We start from the raw sequence: 23,097 nt of genomic DNA, 5'->3' as shown, positions 1-23,097 counted from the left end.
CACTGCTGCGCGACGCTTTGCTATAAGTTCTCCGGCGCTGCGGCCAAGTGCGACAGCATGGCGGCGGCTCGGCCATGACCGGGATCGAGTTCGAACGTTTTACGGTATGCGTCCTGAGCCTCACTGAGCCGCCCAAGATGAAACTGCATCTCAGCTAAGTAGTACCAGGGGTCGGGGTCTTCCGGGAGCATCCGCGCCGCCTCTTGCAGATGTGGTATCGCTGCCTCGAGGCGATTCGCGCGATACTCTGCGATGCCTCGCTGAAGCGCCACATGCCCGAGGTGCCGGTCGCGCTCATCCACGTCGCGCGTCTTGTAGTGATCAGCCAGCTTTTCATGGAGCCTGAGGCTAGGAGCGAGGAGTGCTGCTCGCTGCCACAATTCGGCCGCTGCCTCCGCCTGGCCCATGAGACCGCGGGCATCCCCCTCACGCTCGAGCGTCACGTGATCCTCGCGCCCCGTGCTGCGGATCTGTTCGAGCAGCTCGAGAACCCGCCGCGGCTGCTTGTTTCGCACCGCCACCTTCAGCAACTCATCATCCACCATTCGCTCGACGAACACGGGCTGACCGGCGAGCCGCGATTTGAATCGAGTCCCGATTTGCTCGATCCGCCGCACATCCTCAGTCTCAGTGGCCATGCCCAAAGCCCGCAGCATGGGAGCGAGTCCGGTCAAAGCGTCGAGCGGAGAGACGTATTCGGTATTGAAATTTAACGCGAGCAGACGAGTCGACCGCTCTTCCATAGCCGCTGCTTCAAATGCCTCCCGCGGCCGCCCCAGCTCCAACAGCGCACGATGGTGGAGGAAATGAAACTCGAGCGAGTGGGGAGTGCTGCGAAGGTTACTCTCAATGATCGGCAGCGCCTCTTCGGCACGCCCCGAACGAATCCTTAATTTTGCAACCTGATAATCAGCGGGCGGATATCCGGCGTTCTGCTGAAACAAGAACTCCGCATCCGCGGCATTTTCCGTCCGCAGCGCATTGCGTCCCAGCGCATACTGCGCGTGGTACACGATGGCCTGGTCCTCCCTCGACGGTGTCGGAAGCTGAAGCAGCTTTCGGTATTCGGCAGAAGCCTTCTCGATTCGGCCGCTTCGATCCAAGCTGAACGCGAGCCCGAACTGCGCCGCGAAATTCTGTGGATCTTGCCGCAGCGCCTCGCGATAGGCCGGCTCGGCATGGACATAAAATCCCTTGCCGACGAGCGCCGCCCCCAACCGTTCCCACTCCTCGGAACCGCTCGCCTCGGCTTCCTGGGCCAGCTCTCGCAACTGTGGCATGACCAGCGGGTCGTTCAATTCGACGTCGGGAAGCTGCGGAACCGTCCGTATCGACGCGAGTGCCAGCACACTTGCGCCGACAGCAAGCTCGATGATCACGACGATCCACAGAACCAAGATCGTGACCTTCATGGTGCAATCTTTCCTTCGTTGATCCAAGCCGAGATCCGTCCCAACCGCCGATGGGGCCGACGCACGTTCAGACTCCCGGCGACGATATCGGCACTTCCATCGCCATCGAGATCGCCGGCGGCCACCGTGACCAGATGCAGCGGCGAGGCTGCAACCTGCCAAGTTGTAAAGTTCTGTTGTCCATCGTTCTCAAGCCAAACGACGCTTGCGTTCTGAGGCTCCAGCCAATTGTTCGTCAGACTCACCAGAGCCACGTCTTGATCCTCATCGCCGTCGAAGTCCGCCACCGCGGCTGCGTACGTGCCTCCTAAATCGCTAATCCGATGCTCTTCGAATTCCCAGCCTCCTTGGTTTTCAAACCAGCAACAGCCGTGATAGGGCTGGGGATAGGCATCAAAATCTTCCAAATTGTCTCCAGCCGGCAGAATCAGATCGAGGTCCCCGTCGCTGTCCAAATCAGCGGAGACTAAACCCGCACCTCCCAAGTCGAGATTGACGGTCATCCAGATTCGCCGCGCTCGGAACTCTCCGTCTCCCAAATTCTCGAACCCCCACAGCTCCTCTTCATCCTGTGTCACGATCGCCGTGATATCGAGGTCCCCATCTTGATCGAAGTCTCCGACCGGAACATGAATCGTCCCCGGCGCGTTGAGCAGCTCGTGGTCGCGGAAGACCAAATCGCCAAGATTTTCCAACCACAAGACGGCGCCACGTGAGTAGCCGAACACCGCCACCGCAAGGTCGATATCTCCATCCCCGTCAAAGTCCCCGGGCTGGGCATCGGCCACACGCCGCACATTATCGAGAATCACATGCCGCACGAACTGATCGCCCCGCCGTTCGAACAGCTCCAGCCGCCCGATCACGCCGTCGTCAGGCATCATATTTCCGAGCACGGAAACCAATACATCGAGGTCTCCGTCCTGATCGATATCGACGACCGTTGCATGCGCGGGAACCGAAACATCGGCGATCAACACCGATTCCTCCCAGCTTCCATCCTCCTGCCGCTCGAGCAACAGAACTCGGCTCCCCAAGGCATCGCAGGCGATCACCTCGTTCTGCCCATCGGCGTCGAAATCGAATATCTGGACGTTCGTGATCAGTGGCAAACCCGCCACCGGCGGACCCAGTTCTCGAAACTCAAATCCCACTGGGGAAGCGGGATAGGTGGTGCCTCCGGAGTAGATTTCCGCGGGCTGCCGGAACGACGGCACGTGGGGCTTTACCAAAGAAACGCCCACGGGAATGCCAATTGCCAAGGCGATCAGAAGCGCCAACCGGCCGAGCATGCGCACCTCGTTCACTCTGGGGCGGAAAGGATGGGATGGAGACCAGAAGTCAGCTCCAAATCGGCCAGGTAGATCGCCGTGATCGGCTTTCCCGCCTCGTCCGTTTCGTGCGAGGAATACCACGAAACGAGACCGCGGGTCGGGCTGTGGGCAATGAAACCAGGATACGAGTTATCGCCGCCGCTGGGCAGTTCCGCCACCTCGACTAGACGGTCATCGCGAAGAAAGTAGAGAGCTGTCTTGGGCCCCTCGCCAGCCAGCGATTTGCGGCCGCCGACGAGCGTGTGGTCGCCCCACTCCGCAACCAGTGGACCACCAACGTAGCGATCCAGATCCTTCCGCTGCCATTGCGTGTAAGGAGGCTGACTGCGGAGCAGCTCCGCGGGAGCACTTCCCCGCCGTGCTACAGCCAAGGCGTTTCCCTCCGCATCAAACTGGAATGCAGTCTCGTCGCCCTGCGTCTCCTGAAACAAACTGTGGGTCCGCCAGACGAGGCCATCATCGCTTTCAAGCATCGCCGACTCGATGAGCTCACGGTTGCCTCGCTCACCGGCGACGAATTGGTGTTTGCGCCGCCCACAAAGATACGCTTTGCCATCGACCGCCGCGGCTCGCCAGATGTAATGCCCGAAGGTTCCCTCGAGCATGATCGGCTCGGTCCAATCGGTCCCATCCTCGGTATGGACGGCGTAACCGAGGTGCATATTCAGGTCGTACTGGTCGCGCGGCAACGTGGTATCGCCGCTGTACCAGGTTCCGGTGTAGACAAAGAGTCGATCTTTGAAAATCAGGAAATGGGGATCGCGCGTATCCCGCTTGGCGACGCTGAACCGATGCACTTGCTTCCAATCCTGGCCGTCCTTGCTGGACAACACGAGGATCGAAGACGTGGGGTGCACCATATGTCCGTCGGGACAACTGCGAAAGGTAAGAAATAGCTGGTCTCGGAAGCGAATCAGGTCGGTGAACGCATTGTGTTCGCCGTTGTGGAACACGCGGCGAATATTGGAGACCTCGACCTGCGGCAACTCTTCGGCGACCACCGGGCCACCGGCAACGCAGGCGATCAACAGAAATACCGCTGCGAGCCGGCTGATTCGACAATCGGTTACGGGCATCGGTTCTCATCTCCTCGGGTTGCGTCGGGTTCCGGTCGTGGCTGTAGTGTAGCAGGGCTGCCGCGGCAAACCGCTTGCCTCGACTCGGAATGCCTCGGCCGCAGTGACTACAATGGCCCCACCCCACAGAACCTCCTGTAAATTCCGTCGCTCATTCGCAAGATCCGTTTCACCGATGAATCCCCGCCATCCATCCCGCCGCGAGTTTCTTCAGACCTCCGTCGCCTTGGCCGGCACGACCTCGCTCGCACTGAGTCCCCTGACAACCGGCTTGCTGCATGCCCAGTCTGGCTCCAAGGATGCACCGCTGATGGCCTACGTGGGCACCTTCAGCTCACCGCTCCAGGATGTACTGCCAACACAGGTCGATCTTCCTCCAGGCAACGGCCGCGGGATCCACCTGTTCCAAGTCGATCGCTCCAGCGGCGAGCTCTCACCGGCGGGGATCCATGCGATGGGAACCAGCCCGAGCTGCCTCGTTCTCAACGCGGCCGGCACGCGGCTCTACTCGGCCAATGAGACGGACCGCGTGGGAGAGGCTCAAGAAGGAACCGTTAGCGCTTTCGCCGTGAACCGGGCGACCGGACAGTTAGAGTTACTCAACACCGTCCCCTCCGGCGGTGCGGGACCGACCTACGTCAGCATCCATCCGTCTGGCAAATTTTTGCTGGTCGCTAACTACTTCGGCGGTTCCGTCGCGGTATTGCCGATCATGGAAGATGGCCGACTCGGTGAAGCCACGGATGTGAAAGTCGATGCAGGCGAGATCGGCCCCACTCGAGCCACCCACGCCCCTCCGGGCAGCTTTGCCATCAGCGGACACGATCGGACGCACGCTCATATGATCGAGGCCGACCCTGCGGGCCGCTTCGTGCTGCACGTGGACCTTGGTTTGGATAAGATTTTTATTTGGAAGTTTGATCCCCAGAATGGGACTCTAACCGCTAACGATCCCCCAGCGGTTTCGCTTCCCCCGGGAGACGGCCCGCGGCATTTCGACTTCCACCCCAATGGCCGCTGGTTCTACTCGATCCAGGAAGAAGGTTCGACAATCGTCCTATTTGACTACGACGCCGAAAACGGACGGCTCGAGCCCCGCCAGACGATCTCCACCCTGCCACCGACCTTTGCCGGAAGCAACTTTTGCTCGGAGATTCTCGTTTCCGCGGATGGCAAGTTCGTCTACGCCGGCAATCGATTGCATGACAGCGTTGGGATCTTCGCGGTCGGCCCCGACGGTGAACTTTCGCCGGTCAGCAACGAATGGACTCGCGGCAACTATCCCCGCAGCTTTAACTTCGACCCGAGCGGCCAGTTCTTCTATTGCTGCAACCAACGGGCGGACAACGTCACCCTTTTCAAGGTCAACCGGGAGACGGGCAAGCTCGATTTCACCGAGCACTACACTCCGGTCGGGAATCCCTCGAGCATCGTCTTCCTCGATCTGGCATCAGCCCTCGACGTCATTGAGCCGTAGGCGCTAGCCTCGGGCCTCTCGATCTGGCATCAGCCCTCGACGTCATTGGCGCTAGCCTCGGGCCTCGCAGCCCTGGGTGTCCCGCTGCAGAACCCGCGGCTGGCCGGGACCATGCATCAGCCGCCGGGCGCTAGCCCCCGGTTCCCGACAACATACTGAGAACCGGACGCAAGAAGCGTGGCGGCTGATTTAACATGCTGCTTCGCAACTTTCTGCCGCAACCACTACCTACAGCCCAACTTCGGCTGCTCCTTTAGAGGCGGGGATCGACCGGTTCGCTCTCTAGCGCAAGCGCCCCGAAAACGCATCCATGGACTCGCCGCAGCGGCTCGACGTCGAGCAACAACGCGGCCGTCGCACGAGCCTCCGAAAGTTCCGGATAAAAGACATGGGCGCGGCCAAAGCTGAGCTCAAAACTCTGGAATCGCTCAGGATGCTTGTGCAACAAATAGCCGAGATCGCTCGCGGGTGAGTGGGTGGTGGTGATCGTCAACGGCATCACGCGGACCTTAGCTCACGGGGAGCGGGGCGAGCAGTATAGACCACGCCCGTCGCCGACGAGTTCGGCAAGAAAACTTTGATCCCCACCCTTCGCACCGCTATCCTGGGGGGCCTCCGAACCGCCACTATCGATGAATCCGCAGCCCCATTCTTCCGCCCCCCAGGGACCGGGTCATGCCACACTTCAAAGCTGACTTCGTGTTTTCGTTGTCGCTCGCTGGGTTCCTCACTCTGGCGATCAGCGTGCTCGGGTGCGATCATCGCGCAGCCCCTTCCGTGGCCCCCCTCGCAGCCGACTCGGCCGCCGCCGCCCCTCCTTCAGCGGACCCTCCTTCAGCCGCCCCGGCAACTCCTCGAACTGCAACACAAAGCGCCGCGCCCGCCGACGCAATTCAGGCACCGGCCTCCACCCCTGCGACGACTCAGCGGGATTCGAAACAGCCCCCAACGAAACAGCCCCCAACGAAACAGACGCCCACGAAACAGACGCCTACGAAGCCGCCCTCTCAGAAGCCGCCTGTGGGCCAGCCCACCACCAACGGCAGCCCCAGCCAAAATCCGGCCCGCCCGAGTCCGGCCCCAACCAAGCCGGCCCCAACCAAGCCAGCCCCAACCAAGCCAGCCGCTCGAGCCGCGGAAGCCAAGCCAGCGGCCCCGCAGTCTCCCGCCTCTCCGCAGCCTCCCGCGTCCCCACCGGATGCGGCCCCACAATCGGATTCCCCTTCGGCTCAGCCCGGTTCCGACGCTCCGCAGCCGACTCCTCCCCGCCGCGATGAAGTCGCCTTCGAAACGCTCAACACGCCTGAGCCAATCACCTTCATGAGCATGACCGAGGATGGTCAGTTCCTGCTCACCTCCCACCAAGCGGCGGGAATGGTTTCCATCTACGACGTGCGGAAGGAGGAATTTGTGGGCTCGATCCAGACTCCCTCTCCGCGGTCCATTCTCTGCCGTGGAGACCAGATCCTCGTGGCCAACAGTCGAGAGGGGACGATTAGCATTTTCTCTCGCAGCGACTCATGGCGACTGGTGAAGCGGGTGGAAGTCGAGCACCCGAACATCATGCATTTGTCAGCAGCTCAGGGTCCGCACTACAAGGGCGAATTGATCGTCACCTGCCACGAGGACGGGGTGCAAGGATCTTATCTTGGACCCCACGTCTTCCATCTCGACGTCGAGCGAGACCGGGATCGCGAGATTGCGAAAGAGTCCTTGGTCAGCGTGAGCTACGACGGTCGGATTGCTCTGAGCCAAACCTCCTTCAGGCTCAGTCCTTCCGGGACCATCGCAGGCTACGCCTACCGTGATCTCGTCGGATCGCAAAAAGCCGAGCCCTTTTTCCGTGCTGCCGCCGAGGGCAGTCAGACGCCGTACATCTACCAGGTCCACTCGGGATCGTACTGGCTGGCCAGCAACATGGTCTTCGGAGGTGCACCGCTCAAAATGCTCAAGGAGATTGAGGACAAGGTGCTGATTCCCGACCTGGCGCAGCGAGTCGTCTATATCCTGAGCGCAAACCAATTGAGCGCGCATCGGCTCGACGTCCGATTATCCGAGATCGACAACCGCCGTGTGCTGTTGCCTGCCGACCTTAACGGCGAGTTCCATCGCCTCAACAAACACGTCCTTCGCCGCCGTGAATATCTGCTGGACCACTGCTTGAGTTTCACGCACGACGACACCCTCCATCTCTTCATCCTCGACCACGAATCGGGCACGGTGCTCAAAGCCAAGACAGCGTCTTTCGCAACCCCGCCGCCCCAACCGGCGCCTCGCTCGACTGCTGCGAATTCCGCGGAGCGCACCAGCCGCACGAAATCCACGGACTCCCCAAACTCCCCGCAACCGACAGCTCCCGACTCTCCCTCCGCCAACGACTGGGCAGATGCTGGACCGCTCGCCGAACTGCCGCTCGAACCGGACCACTACCATCTAACCCCGGGCCGGGATGGCCAGTCGTTGTTACTGCTCCAAGGAAACCGCCTGCGGCGCCTCGGAGCCGATGGGTTAAGCGTCACCGAGGAATGGACACTGGCCGATCGCTACCGCTGGATCGCCGAGCGGGCCGACAACTGGATCGCCCTCCGCGAAAACCCCTATCGCCTGGACATCATCGATAAACGCAGGACGCGGGTCACCGATCAAATTTCTATCGCACCCGCAGGCATCCAGGTCATGGACGTTCACGACCTGGTCATCCACCCACGGGAGCGGATCACTTACATCGCGATCAAACACGACATCCAGTTGCCGCGTTATCGCGTCCTCATCGTCAACGAAACTACGGGTGGAATGGCAGCACCCGATCACCTCCTCGGCAAGTACCTGGCGATCGACCCTGCAGGCCGTTATCTCTACGCAGCCTACAGCGACATCTACGAACGCGGTGCGACGTTCCATATCAGCCCCGATTGGCAGATCACCATCACTCCAAAGTATGGAAACATTGATTGGCTGCTCAGCTACAACCTTTCCGGCCGCAGCGCAACATTCCGCCAAGCAATTGAAGAGGCGGGCGGCAACAGCCGAGGCCTGCGAATCTCACCGGATGGGGAACGACTAACCTATCTCTCCGTGGTCGGCTCTCCACCCCACTCCAAGAATCTTGTCGGTTTCGATCCCACCAAGTTGGACTCGGCAGCGGTGCTCTACGAGACGGGCGATGTCGGCGACCCCACCATGGTGGCGTTCCACCCGAAGCTGAATCTCGTCGCCTCCCCGGGAGACGGAGCCGCGGTCCTCTTCAACCGAGAAACGGGAGAACAGCTCGACGATCGGCTGGCGCTTCCGGCGGGAGGCCTAAGAGGCGCGGACATCGAGGACCTGCGGTTTTCGCCCGACGGCAAAGCCTTGATCTTTGCAGTCGGAGGAGTGGAAGGAAGACGCTTGATCAAAGTCGACCTCCGGCTGAGCAAAGAGGACGAGGGTGCGCTTACCCCGAGTCGTCGCACTGGCGTCGACAGTGTCGCCAGTCGCACATCGACCGTGACCGTTCAGCGATCCCACCTCGACTCCCTCCAACCGCCAACGCCTCCGGCGGCACCAGCGACACCCAAACAGATTGCAAGGCACTTCATGCAATCGGTCGTGCGAGTGCGGTGCGGAAATTCCTCGGCCACAGGATTTGTCGTCGGCAAGAGGGGCTACATCCTGACCTCCGCCCACGCTCTGCCTGGAGACGCAGACATCGTGGTGACGTATGACCTACCGGATGGAAAGGAGAAGAAAACGATCACGGCGAGAGCAGAACTCGCCGCGATCGATGAACCGCGCGACCTTGCGTTGCTGAAAATCGAGCCGGCCGCCGCTTTGCGACCGGTCATGATCGCACTCAACACCCAACCCGAGGCGGGCGAGCAGGTCACGGTGATCGGACATCCCGCCGTCGGCAGCCAGGTGCTCATGCACACCCTGACCACCGGCGTCGTCAGCAGTGCCAACCAAGTTCTCGAAGGCCGGAGCTACGTACAAACTTCGGCCGCCGTCAATCCAGGAAACAGCGGCGGCCCGATGTTCGATCCCTATGGGCGGGTCGTCGGCTTAATCGCCATCAAAGCGAATATCGAGGGTGCCGGATTTGCAGTCCCAGCCGCCGCGCTGCGAAGCTTTCTCAACGAGAACTCGACGACGCACCCCAAGACGCCTTAATGGGCTCGCAACGCTTGCTAGTCCTCTTCGTGGCTGCACATATCGATGACCACCGCGCAAGCCAGGATCAGGACATCGTCTTCGCCTTCCGCGATGTCGACCCCGTACGTGTCGGTCCAGGAGAAGAATCGCTTGGAGACGGTCGCCACCGGACGACCGTCCCGAGTGAACTGATACTCCCGGTCGAGAAAATCTCCGGTGGCGTCGAGATCACCAGCCGCTGCGTCTTCCACGTCGAACACGTCGCGGAACAGCGTGAAGATCTTTTTCTTGACCGTCGCCACCGGACGGCCATCACGGAGGATGCGGTAAGCCTTGCCGAACGAGAGCAGCTTCTGCTCGATCCTGGCCAGCTCGTGACCTTGCATGTCTTCAAAGACGAGCTTGTCGCCGAGAGAAAACGCTTTGCCGTCGACGAAAAAGCGGTCCGCCCCGTTCGCATCCTTGATGGCAAAATCTTCCCCAAAGGAGAACAGCTTTTGCTTCATGACATACCGCATACGTACATTTCCTCAGGCAGGTTACGGGGCTTCCGCGATCACTTCGCCGTCGTGGATGTAGGCTAACCGAGCCAGCGTCAAGTAGTCGAGCGTCTCGCTGAGGAACCGCGTCGAGCCGTCCCCGTAGGCGAACTGGGCGCCGCCCGGATGATGGCTGTTGAAGACCCAGGCGTAGCTACGGCCGAGCGCGTCGTTGTTGTACGCCCCGTTGATGCTGTAGTTCTGCTGATTGACCGCCGTGGGCGCCAACGGGCTGGCGGAACTCGACACGTCGACGCGGCCGTGACAGCAGGTGTGGCTGCCGTTCAGACCCCACGGTCCGTAGCTGGTCGAGGTCTTTTTGCTGCCGCCCGCCCCCTCTCCAAAGCTCAGCGAATTGCTGGTGCCGTCGGTCACACTGGCGAACCTAGCAGCCCCATCGTTTCCGAACATGCCTTGGCGGATATCGGCACCGTAGGTTTCATAGGGTGCTGAAGTATCCGAGAATACGCCGGTCGAGAAGAAATAGCTGGTCCGCACCGCATTGCGACGCGAGTAGTTGTCGGTCGAGCCGGGCAGGTTGTTGTTGACCTCGCCCGCCGCGGGATCCGAGGGGCATTCGAGAACCGACAGGCGAACGTTGTAGACGCCGTCGTTGATCGTGTCGTCCCCGGCGACGACACCCCCGTAAGGAGAAGACGAACTGGAGCAAACATTGAAGTTGTAAGTGGAGTGCAGCGGGCCTTGCTCCATGAACGGGAGCAGCAATGCCCATCCGGTCGTGTTCTTCACGCCCCCATTGGCCGCATGATAAGCCGGGTTGTTGTATCGACCCGATCCGAGCAGGGCCGGGGGGAAGACGTTGAAGGTATCGTGGTAGTTATGCGAGGCGATCGCCATCTGCTTGATGTTGTTCGAACAGGACATCCGCCGCGCCGCCTCCCGAGCGGCCTGAACCGCTGGCAATAGCAGGCCCACGAGAACGCCAATGATGGCGATCACCACCAACAACTCGACCAACGTAAAACCCGACTTCTTGGTGACCATGGCGACGCAGGTGTCCTATGACGTTTTTGAGGGCGGAACGCGCCGTGCATTCCTCCGCATTGGAACACCTCCCCCCCTCGCAGGTTCCTAAAATTCTCGCGAGAATTTTGCGGGAGCTTATCGCCTCCACCCGAGGCCTCTGGCGGCGACGGAGCGGGCGTTCCCTTTCCCCGGCAAGCACGTCTCCAGGGCACAAAAGTACCGCTCGGCCAATCGCCCGACGGCCGCGTGGGCTTCTCGACGGACCAGAGCGGGTTTCCGCGCTGCCCGGACAAACCTCCAGTGGCTGCCCGACCACGACAGTGGGGGGAAACAACCACGAAGGGCACAAACGAAGGGAAGGGGCCGGGAACCGAACCGCAGATCGCACGGAGAACGCAGATTCCTGATTCTCGAACTCCCCTTTTCATCCGCGTTCTCCGTGCGATCCGCGGTCCTTCCACCTCCGCGCATCCATTCGTTTGATTCGTGTCATTCGTGGTTTTTTCCCGGCCCAATCCGTCCATGAATTCCGTTCAAGTCAGCAAATCAGCCAAAACAGGAGAAACGCCTGCCTCCCCGCTGAGAGCCTACAATCGAGGCGAGGAGCCCACGGCCGCCGCATCCCCAACCGCTTTCCGCAGAACGACGACGCCGATGTTTTTGAGTCTTTGCGAATCGTGCCGCCAGCGGCGTGAAATCGTCTCCGGCCGCGGAAGTCGATTCCTGCTCTGCCGACTCTCTCAAACCGACCGGCGGTTTCCAAAATACCCGCCCCAGCCAGTCCTCCAGTGCCCCGGTTATGAGACCGGAAACATCGACGGTGAAGAACAAGCCCCAGAGCCTGACACCGGAGAAGTTGTTTAACGGCAAGCCGCAGGCGACTGCTTTTTGAAACACCGACGCCTGCGGCTTGCCGTTAAACAATGAATGCTCACGCTGCGGCAAACTCACGGCGCCGGCGCAATCGCATCGGTCTCGGCGAGGGTAAAGCGGGTGCTGACGACCGAGTGTTTTTCGGGACCCGGGCGGTATTTGACGTAGGTTGTTGCGACGATCGTCCCATCGGGCAACCCTTCCACGCCCGGATACCCGCAGTCGCCGACTCGGGCCGCGTGGCTGTGCAACAGTTTGATGCGGTACTGGCCTGGTTGGTTCTGGCGGATGTCTTCATAACGACCGACCCAGGCGACGAAGTGGCCCTTCGTTGGGCTGTCGATCGCCTGGTCACGGAAAGCGATCACCAGCCGACCATCCTCGGCGTAGACGCCCATGTGCCGGTCGCCAGTCAGTCCCCAGGACGTGTCGACCGGGGTGCTCCAGCTCTGGCCCTCATCCCGGCTGAACATCACCAGACTGCGTCCCTGGTGGGTATTTTCCCGCATCAGACAGCACAGCTCCGAACCGTCGGGCGAGCGAAACGCGAACGGTTCGCAGGGATTCTTGCCTGCGACGCGGGCGACCACCTCGGGCTCGCTCCACGTGAAGCCACCATCGGCGGTGATCGTTTGCAGAACTTCCAGCGGCGCTCGGTCCTCTCCGCCGGGGCCGCGATGGTACAGCCCCAGGTAGCGTCCATCGTTCAGCCGGACGATGCTGCTGAACGTCATCACGCAGGGGAAATTCAGCGGCGGCATTTCGCGCCACGCCTTACCACGATCCTCGCTCATGATCGAAGGCATTCCCGGTCCGCCCCGTTTGCCGAGGGCAGCCGAGAAAACCCACAGCCGTTCGACCCCCTGCGGGTCGAGCAGCCGATAGATGCTCGGACAGTTCTGATGCGCCTTGAAGCCCGGGGGCAGTTGCGCGTCGAGCCGCGTCCAGCTCCGCCCCCCATCGTCGCTTCGCGCCATCGGCCCCGCCGCGCCGCCGTGGTCAATGCACCAAACACAGAACAGGGTCTTGCCGTCAGGCATCAGCAACGTGGTGGGGTGGCCCTGGTAAACTTCCTCCGTTCCCCCCGCAATGACGACGTGCCGCGAGGAGTCCCCCGAGAGATCGACGACTGGCAGCTGAACCGCCGGCCGATCGGGCTCGTCGGCCGCAGGTGCGGCGAGTGGAGCAACGAGCAAGAGCGCCGAGAGGGAGAGCAGCCATCGCATGGAAAAATCACCCGAGGGAGGAAAGCCCGTTCATTGCAGTTTTCACCATCCTACCGCCGCTCGGTGGTGGCAGCTTGGGAAGCGTGCGCCGGGGCGGGCTCGGCGGGTTGCAGGCGGGCCAGCGAGAGCGCGTGGCGGCGGGTTTCCTCGGGCGTGTGACCGACGTAGGTGGCCCCGGCCTCGAGCAGCCCGGCGCGGTACTTTTCGGCCAGCGGCGGTCCCCACCGTCCCACCGCAATCTTCAGCTCCGGAGCGGCTGTCCGCAGGCGCTTCACGAACGTCCGCGCACGACGGAGTCCGCCCGGCGGCAGCCCCAGCAAACAGAACCCCGCCGGCGGCTCGTTGCGGATCTTCTCCAAGACCTCGGAGATCAACAGCGATCTCGAGAGCGGAACGAAGCGGCAGTGGTTCGTGTCGAGCAACTGGCTCATCACCGCGAGCAGGGCTTCATCGGCTTGATCGCGAAGACCGTAGCCGAGGACCAACGGTAGTTCCTCCGCCGCGGGCGTCGCTCCAAACCGCTTCGCTTCCCTCGACTCCCTGGCGGTCGCTTCGTCGGCCGCCGGCGGCTCGGGAACTTCTTCCAAATGCTCCTCGGCCGCGTCGAGGATGAATTCGTACTGCTCCGGCTCGATCAGCCCTCGCAACCGGTCTCGCTTGGCCAGCTCAAGTGCCGGGACGAGCACGTGCTGGCAAGCAGCCGCCAATCCTTCGCGCTCTGCCCGGTCGTCGAACAACTCCTCCGCCTCATCATCATCCTTCGCCAACAACCGCTGGTAGTAGATGATATGCGGTTCCACTTCGGGGACATCGCCGAGCAGCCGATTGAAGAAACTGAGCGCTGGAAAATATCGCCCTGCGACCACCAAACAGATCGTCAGCGGCGTCGCCAGGACCAATCCGACCGGCCCCCACAGCCAACCCCAAAAGACCGCGGCGAGGATCACGCCCACCGATGAAACACCGACTCCGTGGCCATAGAGCAGCGGTTCCATCACGTTGTTACTCACCAGTTCCAGCACCGCGATCAAGGCGAGCACGCCGAGCGGCTGCCACCATCCGCTGCTGGTGAGCACGCTGTACCCGAGCGGCAATACCGCTGCCACCCACGGTCCGACATAAGGGATGTAACGCAGCACCGCGGCCGCAACTCCCCACAGCAGCGCATAGGGGACGTCCAAGAAAAACAGCCCCACCGTGACCGCAATGCCATAGCTGCTATTGATCACGGCCTGCATCACCAGATACCGCGCGATCCGTTTGCCTGCCTCATCCAGGGCTTTGGTCGTGACCGCCAGATTCGTCTGTCCCGATAGGCTGACGATCCGGTTTCGCAGGTCCTCGCGAGTGAACAGCATGAACAGCACGAGCACCAGGACCAGGCCGACCATCGCCAACGGCTCGATCAGCGGTGAGATCACGGTGTTGAAAGTCTCGGCGAATGCCGGCTCCTCCGGCGCGACGCGGACCGCAACCGGAACCTCTTCCTCGAGAATTTCCGGCGCGACGCGATCCGCCGCCGACGCAGCGCTCGCCTCGTCCTCCTCTTCAAATTTTCGCTGCACGCCTTCGAGCAGGCCGCGGATATTCGTGACGACGCCCCCCTCGGAACTCCACGACTCCTTGAGGCCCTCGACCTTCGCCTCCACGCGGGGACGATACTCGGGCAACTCCTGGGCAAGGGCGAACAGCTGCCGCGAGACGAGCCAGCCAACACCGCCGATCAGGGCGAAGGCCAGTGTCGCCACCGCAAGCACCGCGACCCCTTTGGGGAGCCCCAGCCGCTGCAAGCGAATCACTGCCGGGGCTAACAAGAACGTCAGCAGGACCGCCAGGGCGATCGGGACCAACACCGCCTTGGCGACGTAGAGCAACCCTCCGGCCAGCGCAATGGTGGCCAGCCCCACGAGGAGTCGCTGCGATTTCTCTCCACTGGTCGGATGCGCTTTTGCTGCCACGGGGGGGTGCCTTTCCTCGGCCACAGCCAAGCGTTCTGTGCCGCCAATGAGTTGGATCGCTCGCCGGATCCCAATCTTATCGTAGCCGGGCGTCTACGATCCCACCAATGCCCCCACCGACCGGTCCGCGCAGGGATTCCACTCAGGGATTCCACTCAGGGATTCCGCCCAGGGATTCCGCACAGGGATTCCGCTCAGGCGCACTGTTCAGGGGCGATAATCGGCAGCGCGAATCTTGTGTTCTTTGAGCAACTTGTGCAGCCCCTGCCTCGATAACCCAGCCTGCCGGGCAGCCTCCGAGACGTTTCCGCGATGCCGCTCGATTAAGCCCCGAAGGTACCGATGCTCGGCCATCTTGAGCGCTTCCTCACGCGAAGCACTCGCGAGTCCGATCGCCGCGAAGTCAGCGGGCTCGGGAGCAGTCGAGGGGTCCTCTCCGCCGGTCGATCGGCTCGCAGTCTCGCCCCACGGGGGTTCCGCAGCGCGGATGCTCTCCGGCAAATCGCTCGGCTCGATCCAGGGTCCCCGGCAGAGGGCGACGGTTCGCTCGATCACATTGCGGAGTTCCCGAATGTTGCCCGGCCAACGGTAGCGACGAAAGCACTCGAGCGTCGCGCGAGCGAACCCCTGAACCGGACCCCCGCGGTTGCCCGCAAGCGTCTGAAAAAAATACTCCGCGAGCAACACGACATCGTCTCCCCGGTCTCGCAGCGGTGGCAGCTCGAGATGGATCACGCCCAACCGATAGAAAAGGTCTCGGCGAAAATGTCCCCGCTCGACTTCCGCTTGCAGGTCCCGGTTGGTGGCACAAATGAAGCGGGTGTCGACAGTGACCGGGGTGTGGCCACCGACCGGCGTGAAGGTTTGCTCCTGGACAGCCCGCAACAGCTTCGCTTGCATTGGCAGCGGCAACTCGCCGAGCTCGTCGATGAACGCCGTCCCCCCATCGCACTGCCTCAGCAGCCCCTCTTCATCCTGCACCGCGCCGGTAAACGCGCCCCTCTTGTGCCCGAAGAGCATCGACTCAAACAGCGTTTCGGGGACGGCCGTGCAGTCGATCACTTGAAACGCGCCGGTGGAGCGGCGGCTGTGATCGTGGAGCACGCGCGCCACCACTTCCTTGCCCGTCCCAGTTTCACCCGTGATCAGGACGTTGGTGTCGGTGCCCGCCACGCGATCGATGACGTCCAGCACCTCGGCCATCGGCGGACTGTCGCCGACGATCTGCGGGAACCTTGCCTGCAGCTCGGAGAGCGTCCGGCGGGGGACCGCTGCTGCCGCTTGCCGCTGCGGTGAGTTCTCGATCGCCCGCCGGACGCTCGACAGCAAATCCTCGAACTTGACCGGCTTGAGCAGGTAGTCGGCGATCCCGAGTCGAATGCTCTCGATCGCCGTGGGCAGACTCGGAACTCCGGTGATCACGATCAGCGGGATGTGCTTGCGATGCCGGCTGTGGTCGTGAAGCAGCTCCAGCTTCAGATTGCCGGGCATGTTGAGGTCCGAAAGCACGAGATCGAACTCCTCGCGCCGCAAACACTCCATCGCCTCGACCGCATCCGTTACACAGACGCAGTCGTAGCCCTGCTTCCGCAGCAATTCGCCGGTCGTTCGCAAGCAGAGCGGTTCGTCGTCCGCGATCAAGATGCGGTGGGTCATGGAGCAGCCGCCGGTTGAAACTCGCGCGGCAGCGACACCGTAAAAATCGTTCCAGAACCCGGATCGGTTTTGACCGAGATCTCGCCGCCGAGCAATTCCACCAAGTTTCGCGTCAATGATAACCCGAGCCCCATTCCCTCTTTGATGTGGCTCTTCGTACTAAAGAAGGGTTCGAAGATGTGGGGCAGAATCTCATCGGAGATACCGGTTCCTTCGTCGCTCACCTGGAGGATGATCTGCGACTCGCTCGACTCCATTACAACCTTCACCACTTGATTCGGCGAGGAAGCTTGGATCGCATTCCGCACTAAATTGAAGAGGATCTGTTTGATCTCACCTTCAGGGAGCTTGGCCCAGGTATGAGATCCGCAAGGCGAAATCGCCAAAGCGACTTGATACCGCCGCGCGATCGGCTCGAGTAAACACGCCACATCGCTGATCGTTCTCTCAACCGTCATGTCCGTGGCGGACATTGGAGAGCGGCGATAAAGCTGGTACATCTGATGGATGATGGAGCTGATCCGCTCAATCTCCTTGTCGACCAGATCGAGCAACTCGTAGTGCTCGTGCGACTCGTCCAGGCCGCTTTTGAAGAGCGCGAATGCGTTGCGAATTCCCGCCAGCGGATTGTTGACCTCATGCGCGACGCCGGCTGCGAATTCACCGAGCGCGGCGAGCTTCTCCATCTGCCGGCGGTGCTTTTCCAGCTGGGCGATCCGCGCCGAACGTTCCTCGACCAGCTGCTCGAGGTGCTCGGTGTAGAGTCGCAACTGCTCCTTGAGCCCCTGCCGATCGGTGATGTCGCGAACGCTGGTCCGGAACCCTTGGTGCTCTCCCGCGTCGTCGTACATCGGCTGCCACGAAACGGCCATCCACCGCCGCTGACCCTCCCGCGTATCGATCTGAAATTCCAAATCGTTATGCGACCTGCCGGCGATCGCCTCGGCCAGCATTTGCTTGATCCGCGGCCGATCCGATTCCGCGACGATCGGAAGCGGGTAATCCGCCATCGCCAAGCATTGCTCGACAGTGTACCCGGTCATCCGAAGAACCGAGTCGTTGACCCATACCAACCGCCCCTGCGGATCGTGCCACGACTCCCAGTCATAGGTGGAGTTGGCGACCGTCCGAAAAAAGACTCCGTTGGTGCGGTCGTCGCGGAGGTAAGAGTACGGCACGGGGCGGAGCGAGGAGGGGCGGAGCAAATGGGGCCGGCGCGCGTGCGGCCAGCGCGCATGGGGCCAGCGCGCATGGAGTCGGCACAATCCAACTCAGGCAGGGGAGCGGCGGTTCATTCAGCCACTCCACTGCCTCCCCATTGTCTGCCCTCTGCGGCCGCTTGTCACCACCGGGCGATCCGCCCTCCGGTCGCTCGGCGTCGGCACGCGGCAACTAATTGCCGCGAGTGCTCCGCGGTCCCCCGTGGTGCAGCTCGGCTCGGCTGCCGCGTTGCCAGCCCCAGGGCGTTCCCTTGGAAGCCGGAGTGCCGCGATAAACGGGCTGGCCGTCCCAGAAGCGGAACGGATGCCAGAAACCCTGCGAGCCGGTCGACCGATAACCGGATTTCCAAACACCCTCTGTGGTATGCTGGCGGCTTCCGGCGGGGTGGTATCCTCGACCGGCCTCGGCAACCGCAGCCGACCCGATCACGCCTCCTGCGACGGCCACCATTACGAACGTCCGCAAACGCTTATTCATAACTTCCTCCGAGAGAGAAACTCAGACTCGCCAATCCATTGGCCGAGCCGCGTGTAACTCGCACGCGGCGTGCCGGCTCTGCGTCCCTCGGCTGATTTCGTTCGCACCCACGGCGGCAAAAGGCCGCAAAACGCTTCGTTTTCGGGGTCTTTCCTAAAGCGCCAACGGACTGGAATTTCGCGGACCGCGCCCCCCACCATCCCCCGGCCCCAATCCGCACCGCAGCCCACTGTCCACGGCGGGCGACACTTCGAGGCGACAGAGTCACCTACCATAGACAGGATGGAATAGCACGACTCGACCCGATGTGAAACACATCGAGAATCGCGATGGAGCAACTGCCCGAACAGCATCTGCACCAGCTTTCGGCTGCCGAAGCGATCCGCCTGCTCGACGGCGACGAGCAGCGGGGACTGGAACTTCCGGAGGTCGAGTCGCGGCGGCAGCGCTTTGGTCCCAACTCGGTCCCCACCCTCCGCGGACAAGGCCCGCTGCTCACGTTCCTGCTGCAATTCCACCAACCGCTGATCTACATCCTGCTGGCTGCGGCGGGTGTCACCGCAGCGTTGCAGGAATGGGTCGATGCGGGGGTGATTTTCGCGGTCGTCCTGATCAACGCCGTAATCGGGTTCCTGCAGGAAACGAAGGCGGCCAAGGCGCTGGAAGCGTTGGCACGACTGACCGTCACCGAAGCGCGGGTCCTCCGCGGCGGGATTGTTCAGCCGATTCCCTCGATCGAGCTCGTACCTGGCGACATCGTGTTGCTGCAGTCCGGCGATAAGGTTCCAGCCGATTTGCGGCTGATTCGTTGCCGCGACTTGCAGATCGACGAATCGACGCTGACCGGCGAATCCGTGCCGGTCCAAAAAGACTCCTCCCCCCTTCCTCAAGACACGCCGCTCGCCGAACGGAGGAACTTGGCATACTCGTCGACTCTCGTCACCTATGGGCAAGGCCGCGGCGTCGTCTCCGCCACGGGAGGCAACACCGAAGTCGGTCGCATCAGCACGCTGGTCTCCACCGCGGACGTGCTGGAAACGCCCCTGACTCGGAAGATCGCCGCCTTCAGCCGTCTCCTGCTGGTGGTCATCTTGATGCTGGCGGCGCTCACGTTCGTCGTCGGCGTCGTCCGGAGCCGCGCGGCGTTCGAAATGTTTCTCGCTGCCGTGGCGTTGGCGGTCGGCGCAATCCCGGAAGGGTTGCCAGCCGCGGTGACCATCGCGCTCGCGATCGGTGTCTCACGCATGGCGAGGCGGCACGCCATCATTCGCAAACTGCCGGTCGTCGAAACTCTCGGCAGCACGACGACCATCTGCTCGGACAAGACCGGCACGCTGACCGTCAACCAGATGACGGTCCGGGAACTCTACGCGGCGGGGCAGATGTTCGAGGTGCTCGGGAGCGGCTATGAGCCCGAGGGTGAGATCAAGTCGGCTGCCGGATCGAATCTTATGGAGAATGCCGCGGCGCGGGAGTGTCTCCTGGCGGGCCTGCTCTGCAACGATTCAACCCTGATGCAGAAAGACGGCCGCTGGGAGGTGAGCGGTGACCCGACCGAAGGCGCCCTGCTGGTATCCGCCCGCAAGGCGGGATTCGACGAACGGAAAATTCTGTCCGAGTCGCCACGGATCGATGCGATTCCGTTCGAATCCCAACATCAATACATGGCGACCTTGCATGCTTGCCCGAACGGTGGCTCGCGACGGATGTACGTCAAAGGATCGATCGAGGTCGTACTGTCCAGGTCGGATTCGGCGGTCGATGCGAATGGACAAAAGGTGGCGATCGATTCCGCCACCATCCACGACCGGCTCTCCGCGATGGGCGCGCAGGGCCTCCGGGTGCTGGCGCTGGCGCGCGGAGAAATGCCGGCCGGTACCAACGCGCTCGAGCATGGTGACGTCGCCAATCTCACTTTCCTGGGTCTGCAGGGCATGATCGACCCGCCAAGGCCCGAGGCGATTGCCGCAGTGCGAGCCTGCCAGGATGCCGGAATCCGCATCAAGATGATCACCGGTGACCATCCCGTCACGGCCCGCGCGATCGCTGAGAAATTTGGTCTCGCTCGCTCCAGCTCCGGCGACGAACAACCGTCGCTGGTGATGACCAGCGACGATCTGGCAAAGAAAAGCGATCAAGAACTGGTCGACATTGCCGACCAGGTCGCGGTATTCGCCCGCGCCACGCCAGAGCAAAAGCTTCGCCTCGTGCGAGCCTTGCAAGCCAACGGACAGGTCGTCGCCATGACAGGCGATGGCGTGAATGACGCACCGGCGCTCAAACAGGCCGACGTGGGTGTGGCAATGGGTGCTGGCGGCACCGAAGTCGCCAAGGAAGCGGCCGACGTGGTCCTCACCGATGATAACTTCGCCACAATCAAGGCCGCCGTCGAAGAAGGCCGCGGAGTATTCGATAATCTGACAAAGTTCATCGTCTGGACCCTCCCCACCAATATGGGCGAAGGACTGGTAGTCGTGGCAGCGGTTCTTGCCAACGTGACGCTGCCGTTGCTTCCCGTCCAAATCCTGTGGATCAACATGACGACGGCAGTATGCCTGGGACTGATGCTGGCTTTCGAACCCCATGAGTCGGATCTCATGCATCGCCTCCCGCGCGATCCGCAGAGCTCAATCCTCAACAGCACGCTCATCCTGCGGATCTGCATCGTTGGAACGATCATGCTGCTGGGCGCCTTCGGATCTTTCAATTGGGCGCTCCGGCAAGGCTTCAGCGATGCGACGGCCCGGACCGTCGCGGTCAATGTCTTTGTGACAGTGGAGATCTTTTATCTCTTCAACTGCCGATCGCTGCACGCATCGATGTTCGAGGTGGGGCTATGGACCAACCGCTGGATCATCCTCGGCGTATCGACCATGATCGCTTTGCAGCTGGCCTTCACCTACCTGCCGCTAATGAACCACTTGTTCAACAGCGCACCGATTGGTTGGGATGCGTGGTGGCGAATCCTGCTCACCGGTGCTGCCACCTATGCGACCGTGGGGGCTGAGAAATTACTGCGGCGGAAATGGGCAGCGCGCCGCCAGACGAAGATGGCAGTACCGCGTTAGAGCCACTTCCCGTTCTCGCCTCTCAGCCGTTCTCGCCGCTCAGCCGTTCTCGCCGCTCAGCCGTTCTCGCCCGTGAGCCGCGGCCGCGAATCGACCGTTTGCTTGTGGGCTCGCCGCGTGAGGGTCGTCTGCCAGCTCTCCGCGAGCAGCGGGACGGCTGCCAGTTCCCGTGCGGCCGCTGCGTCCGCTTTACCGCGGACCGGTTCCTTATAAAAGCCGGTTGTCCAAGGACGGTCCATCGGGTCCGCCGCTCCCTCCTGACCAAAGTGCTTTGGCAAGCTCACCTGGATGGCTGCTAACACCGGCTCGCGCATGGCACAGGCGACTCAGCAGCAAGAATAGCGGTGATCGGGATGCGATGCAGGTTGCCTCGCCGCTGGCTGTGGATGCGCTAAACAGACGCACTCACCTTTCTTGCGGGCGGCTGCTCCCGGACACCGACCCTCGTGCCAACCGGCGAGCAGGCAGAGGTCATCACTGTTGGCGATCCGCTGCCTCTCCGCTCCCTGGCCGCGAAGCTGACCAAGCGCCTTTCGCTGCCGCTCTCGCTCGGACAGCAGATCCTCGATCGCCACGGCCACCGATGCGGCCTGGGCGTCGCATCCGAGACATTCAGCGTATCGTTCAATCCAGATCGGAAGGTCCTCTGCCATCGCCTGCCTCCACTCCCAAGAACCCGCGACAACCTGCGCCACATGAGAGGGGGAGTGTAATCCCTTTACCTAGGGAGTCAAACGACGGTTCCAGGCAAGCAGGGCCTCTCGCTCGACGGGCGGACAATGTTTCGGCAGCCGCGGACAAAATGCCGCCGCCCGGCCGGGCAAACCGGGCGTGTGCCGCTGAAAATCTCCGCGTTTGACCGGAGGTGCCGTGGCTGTCGCTGGCCGGTATCAATCCGCAGCCGGATGAAGTGTCGGACCGCTCGCCCTCTACTTGGAGCGCTGCAGGCGATGGCGGAAGGACGAGCAGGACCGCGCGCAACTGCTAACGCTTTCGGCTCCAGAGATGACGGTGCTCGTCGGCGGTCTGCGGGTGCTGGGGACCAATGCTGGCAGCGGTCCGCTTGCCGATCTGGGCGTCTTGACCGAGCGGCCGGGAACGTTGAGCAACGACTTTTTCGTGAACCTGCTCGACATGAACACCCAGTGGCAAAAGTCGCCGGTCTGCGAGCACTTCTATGAAGGGCGGGATCGCAACTCAGGTGAAGTCAAATGGACGGCGACGCGGGCCGATCTGGTATTTGGCTCCAATTCGCAGCTCCGCGCCATCGCCGAGGTCTACGCCAGCGGAGACGCAAAAGAGAAGTTCGTCAACGACTTCGTCGGCGCGTGGAGCAAAGTGATGAACCTCGACCGCTTCGATCTAGCTCAGACCACTAAAAAATGAGCGCCGGGGCATTGGGCCGCGGATATCGCAGATAGCACGGATCATCAGTTTTCGAACTCCCTTCCATCCGCGTTCTCCGTGTTATCCGCGGTCCTCTCCCTCCCTTCCGTGCTGTTCCGTGTCCTTCCGTGGCCCCCTCCCCGCACCCATTCGTGTCATTCGTGTCATTCGTGGTTGTCTCCCGGCAAACCCCTCAACAGCTATCCGCGTTCTCCGTGCTATCCGCGGTCCTCTCCTCCCTTCCGTGCTGTTCCGTGTCCTTCCGTGGCCCCCTCC

The 23,097-nt window shown here is 62.1% G+C and carries 17 protein-coding genes and 1 pseudogene; 4 read left to right on the top strand and 14 right to left on the bottom strand.

Annotation, left to right across the window (positions count from 1 at the left end):
- Positions 1 to 20 precede the first annotated feature (20 nt).
- From GNK13_RS16560 to GNK13_RS16550, 3 genes are read right to left on the bottom strand one after another with little or no spacing between them, the layout of a single operon-like run.
- Positions 21 to 1,412: a tetratricopeptide repeat protein gene (locus tag GNK13_RS16560; protein ID WP_164103672.1), complete on the bottom strand. Its 1,392-nt coding sequence runs from the start codon at positions 1,410 to 1,412 to the stop codon at positions 21 to 23.
- A complete protein-coding gene (locus tag GNK13_RS16555) occupies positions 1,409 to 2,719 on the bottom strand; it encodes an FG-GAP repeat domain-containing protein (protein WP_203545374.1) in 1,311 nt (436 codons plus the stop codon). The genes GNK13_RS16560 and GNK13_RS16555 overlap by 4 nt, the downstream gene beginning before the upstream one ends.
- Positions 2,716 to 3,822 carry a hypothetical protein gene (locus GNK13_RS16550; protein ID WP_164103670.1) on the bottom strand — a complete coding sequence of 369 codons (1,107 nt, stop codon included), beginning with the start codon at positions 3,820 to 3,822 and terminating at the stop codon, positions 2,716 to 2,718. The genes GNK13_RS16555 and GNK13_RS16550 overlap by 4 nt, the downstream gene beginning before the upstream one ends.
- A gap of 175 nt (positions 3,823 to 3,997) precedes the next feature.
- Between GNK13_RS16550 and GNK13_RS16545 the strand changes: the two genes are divergently transcribed.
- Entirely contained in the window at positions 3,998 to 5,299 is a 1,302-nt protein-coding gene (locus GNK13_RS16545) for a lactonase family protein (protein ID WP_164103669.1), read from the top strand.
- A gap of 253 nt (positions 5,300 to 5,552) precedes the next feature.
- Here GNK13_RS16545 and GNK13_RS16540 read toward each other — a convergent pair whose 3' ends face one another.
- Positions 5,553 to 5,798, bottom strand: a complete 246-nt coding sequence (locus tag GNK13_RS16540; RefSeq protein WP_164103668.1) for a hypothetical protein — start codon at positions 5,796 to 5,798, stop codon at positions 5,553 to 5,555.
- A 521-nt stretch (positions 5,799 to 6,319) separates the two neighbouring features.
- On the opposite strand from GNK13_RS16540, the gene GNK13_RS16535 reads away from it, so the two are divergent.
- Positions 6,320 to 9,448 carry a trypsin-like peptidase domain-containing protein gene (locus tag GNK13_RS16535; protein ID WP_164103667.1) on the top strand — a complete coding sequence of 1,043 codons (3,129 nt, stop codon included), beginning with the start codon at positions 6,320 to 6,322 and terminating at the stop codon, positions 9,446 to 9,448.
- 17 nt (positions 9,449 to 9,465) lie between these two features.
- Here the strand turns inward: GNK13_RS16535 and GNK13_RS16530 are convergent, their stop codons facing one another.
- From GNK13_RS16530 to GNK13_RS16495, 8 genes are all read right to left on the bottom strand, one after another.
- Positions 9,466 to 9,948: an LURP-one-related/scramblase family protein gene (locus GNK13_RS16530; protein WP_164103666.1), complete on the bottom strand. Its 483-nt coding sequence runs from the start codon at positions 9,946 to 9,948 to the stop codon at positions 9,466 to 9,468.
- Positions 9,949 to 9,969: 21 nt separating this feature from the next.
- On the bottom strand, positions 9,970 to 10,974 hold the full coding sequence (locus GNK13_RS16525) for a DUF1559 domain-containing protein (RefSeq protein ID WP_164103686.1): 1,005 nt from the start codon (positions 10,972 to 10,974) through the stop codon (positions 9,970 to 9,972).
- A gap of 528 nt (positions 10,975 to 11,502) precedes the next feature.
- A complete protein-coding gene (locus tag GNK13_RS16520; protein WP_164103665.1) occupies positions 11,503 to 11,907 on the bottom strand; it encodes a hypothetical protein in 405 nt (134 codons plus the stop codon).
- Entirely contained in the window at positions 11,904 to 13,055 is a 1,152-nt protein-coding gene (locus tag GNK13_RS16515; protein ID WP_164103664.1) for a sialidase family protein, read from the bottom strand. Before GNK13_RS16515 ends, GNK13_RS16520 begins: the two co-directional genes overlap by 4 nt.
- A gap of 50 nt (positions 13,056 to 13,105) precedes the next feature.
- Positions 13,106 to 15,013: an AI-2E family transporter gene (locus GNK13_RS16510; RefSeq protein WP_164103663.1), complete on the bottom strand. Its 1,908-nt coding sequence runs from the start codon at positions 15,011 to 15,013 to the stop codon at positions 13,106 to 13,108.
- A gap of 207 nt (positions 15,014 to 15,220) precedes the next feature.
- Complete coding sequence (locus tag GNK13_RS16505; protein ID WP_164103662.1) at positions 15,221 to 16,669, bottom strand: sigma-54-dependent transcriptional regulator; 1,449 nt, start codon at positions 16,667 to 16,669, stop codon at positions 15,221 to 15,223.
- Positions 16,666 to 17,847: a two-component system sensor histidine kinase NtrB gene (locus GNK13_RS16500; protein ID WP_164103661.1), complete on the bottom strand. Its 1,182-nt coding sequence runs from the start codon at positions 17,845 to 17,847 to the stop codon at positions 16,666 to 16,668. The genes GNK13_RS16505 and GNK13_RS16500 overlap by 4 nt, the downstream gene beginning before the upstream one ends.
- Positions 17,848 to 18,061: 214 nt before the next feature.
- Complete coding sequence (locus GNK13_RS16495) at positions 18,062 to 18,367, bottom strand: hypothetical protein (protein WP_164103660.1); 306 nt, start codon at positions 18,365 to 18,367, stop codon at positions 18,062 to 18,064.
- Positions 18,368 to 18,696: 329 nt separating this feature from the next.
- On the opposite strand from GNK13_RS16495, the gene GNK13_RS16490 reads away from it, so the two are divergent.
- Entirely contained in the window at positions 18,697 to 21,435 is a 2,739-nt protein-coding gene (locus GNK13_RS16490; protein ID WP_164103659.1) for a cation-transporting P-type ATPase, read from the top strand.
- Between the two features lie 56 nt (positions 21,436 to 21,491).
- On the opposite strand, the gene GNK13_RS16485 is transcribed toward GNK13_RS16490, so the two are convergent.
- Both GNK13_RS16485 and GNK13_RS16480 read right to left on the bottom strand, forming a co-directional pair.
- Positions 21,492 to 21,674 (bottom strand): 3-alpha domain-containing protein, encoded by a 183-nt coding sequence (locus tag GNK13_RS16485; protein WP_164103658.1) that lies wholly within the window; start codon positions 21,672 to 21,674, stop codon positions 21,492 to 21,494.
- An 87-nt stretch (positions 21,675 to 21,761) separates the two neighbouring features.
- Entirely contained in the window at positions 21,762 to 22,088 is a 327-nt protein-coding gene (locus GNK13_RS16480) for a hypothetical protein (protein WP_164103657.1), read from the bottom strand.
- Positions 22,089 to 22,404: 316 nt separating this feature from the next.
- On the opposite strand from GNK13_RS16480, the pseudogene GNK13_RS16475 reads away from it, so the two are divergent.
- Positions 22,405 to 22,821 (top strand): annotated as a pseudogene (locus tag GNK13_RS16475) (peroxidase family protein); the annotation flags it as partial.
- Positions 22,822 to 23,097 lie beyond the last annotated feature (276 nt).

It is taken from the genome of Candidatus Laterigemmans baculatus (assembly GCF_010367455.1).
Classification (GTDB): domain Bacteria; phylum Planctomycetota; class Planctomycetia; order Pirellulales; family Pirellulaceae; genus Laterigemmans; species Laterigemmans baculatus.
The sequence above is the reverse complement of the archived record's forward strand: the minus strand, read 5'-3'. Positions and strand labels throughout refer to the sequence as shown.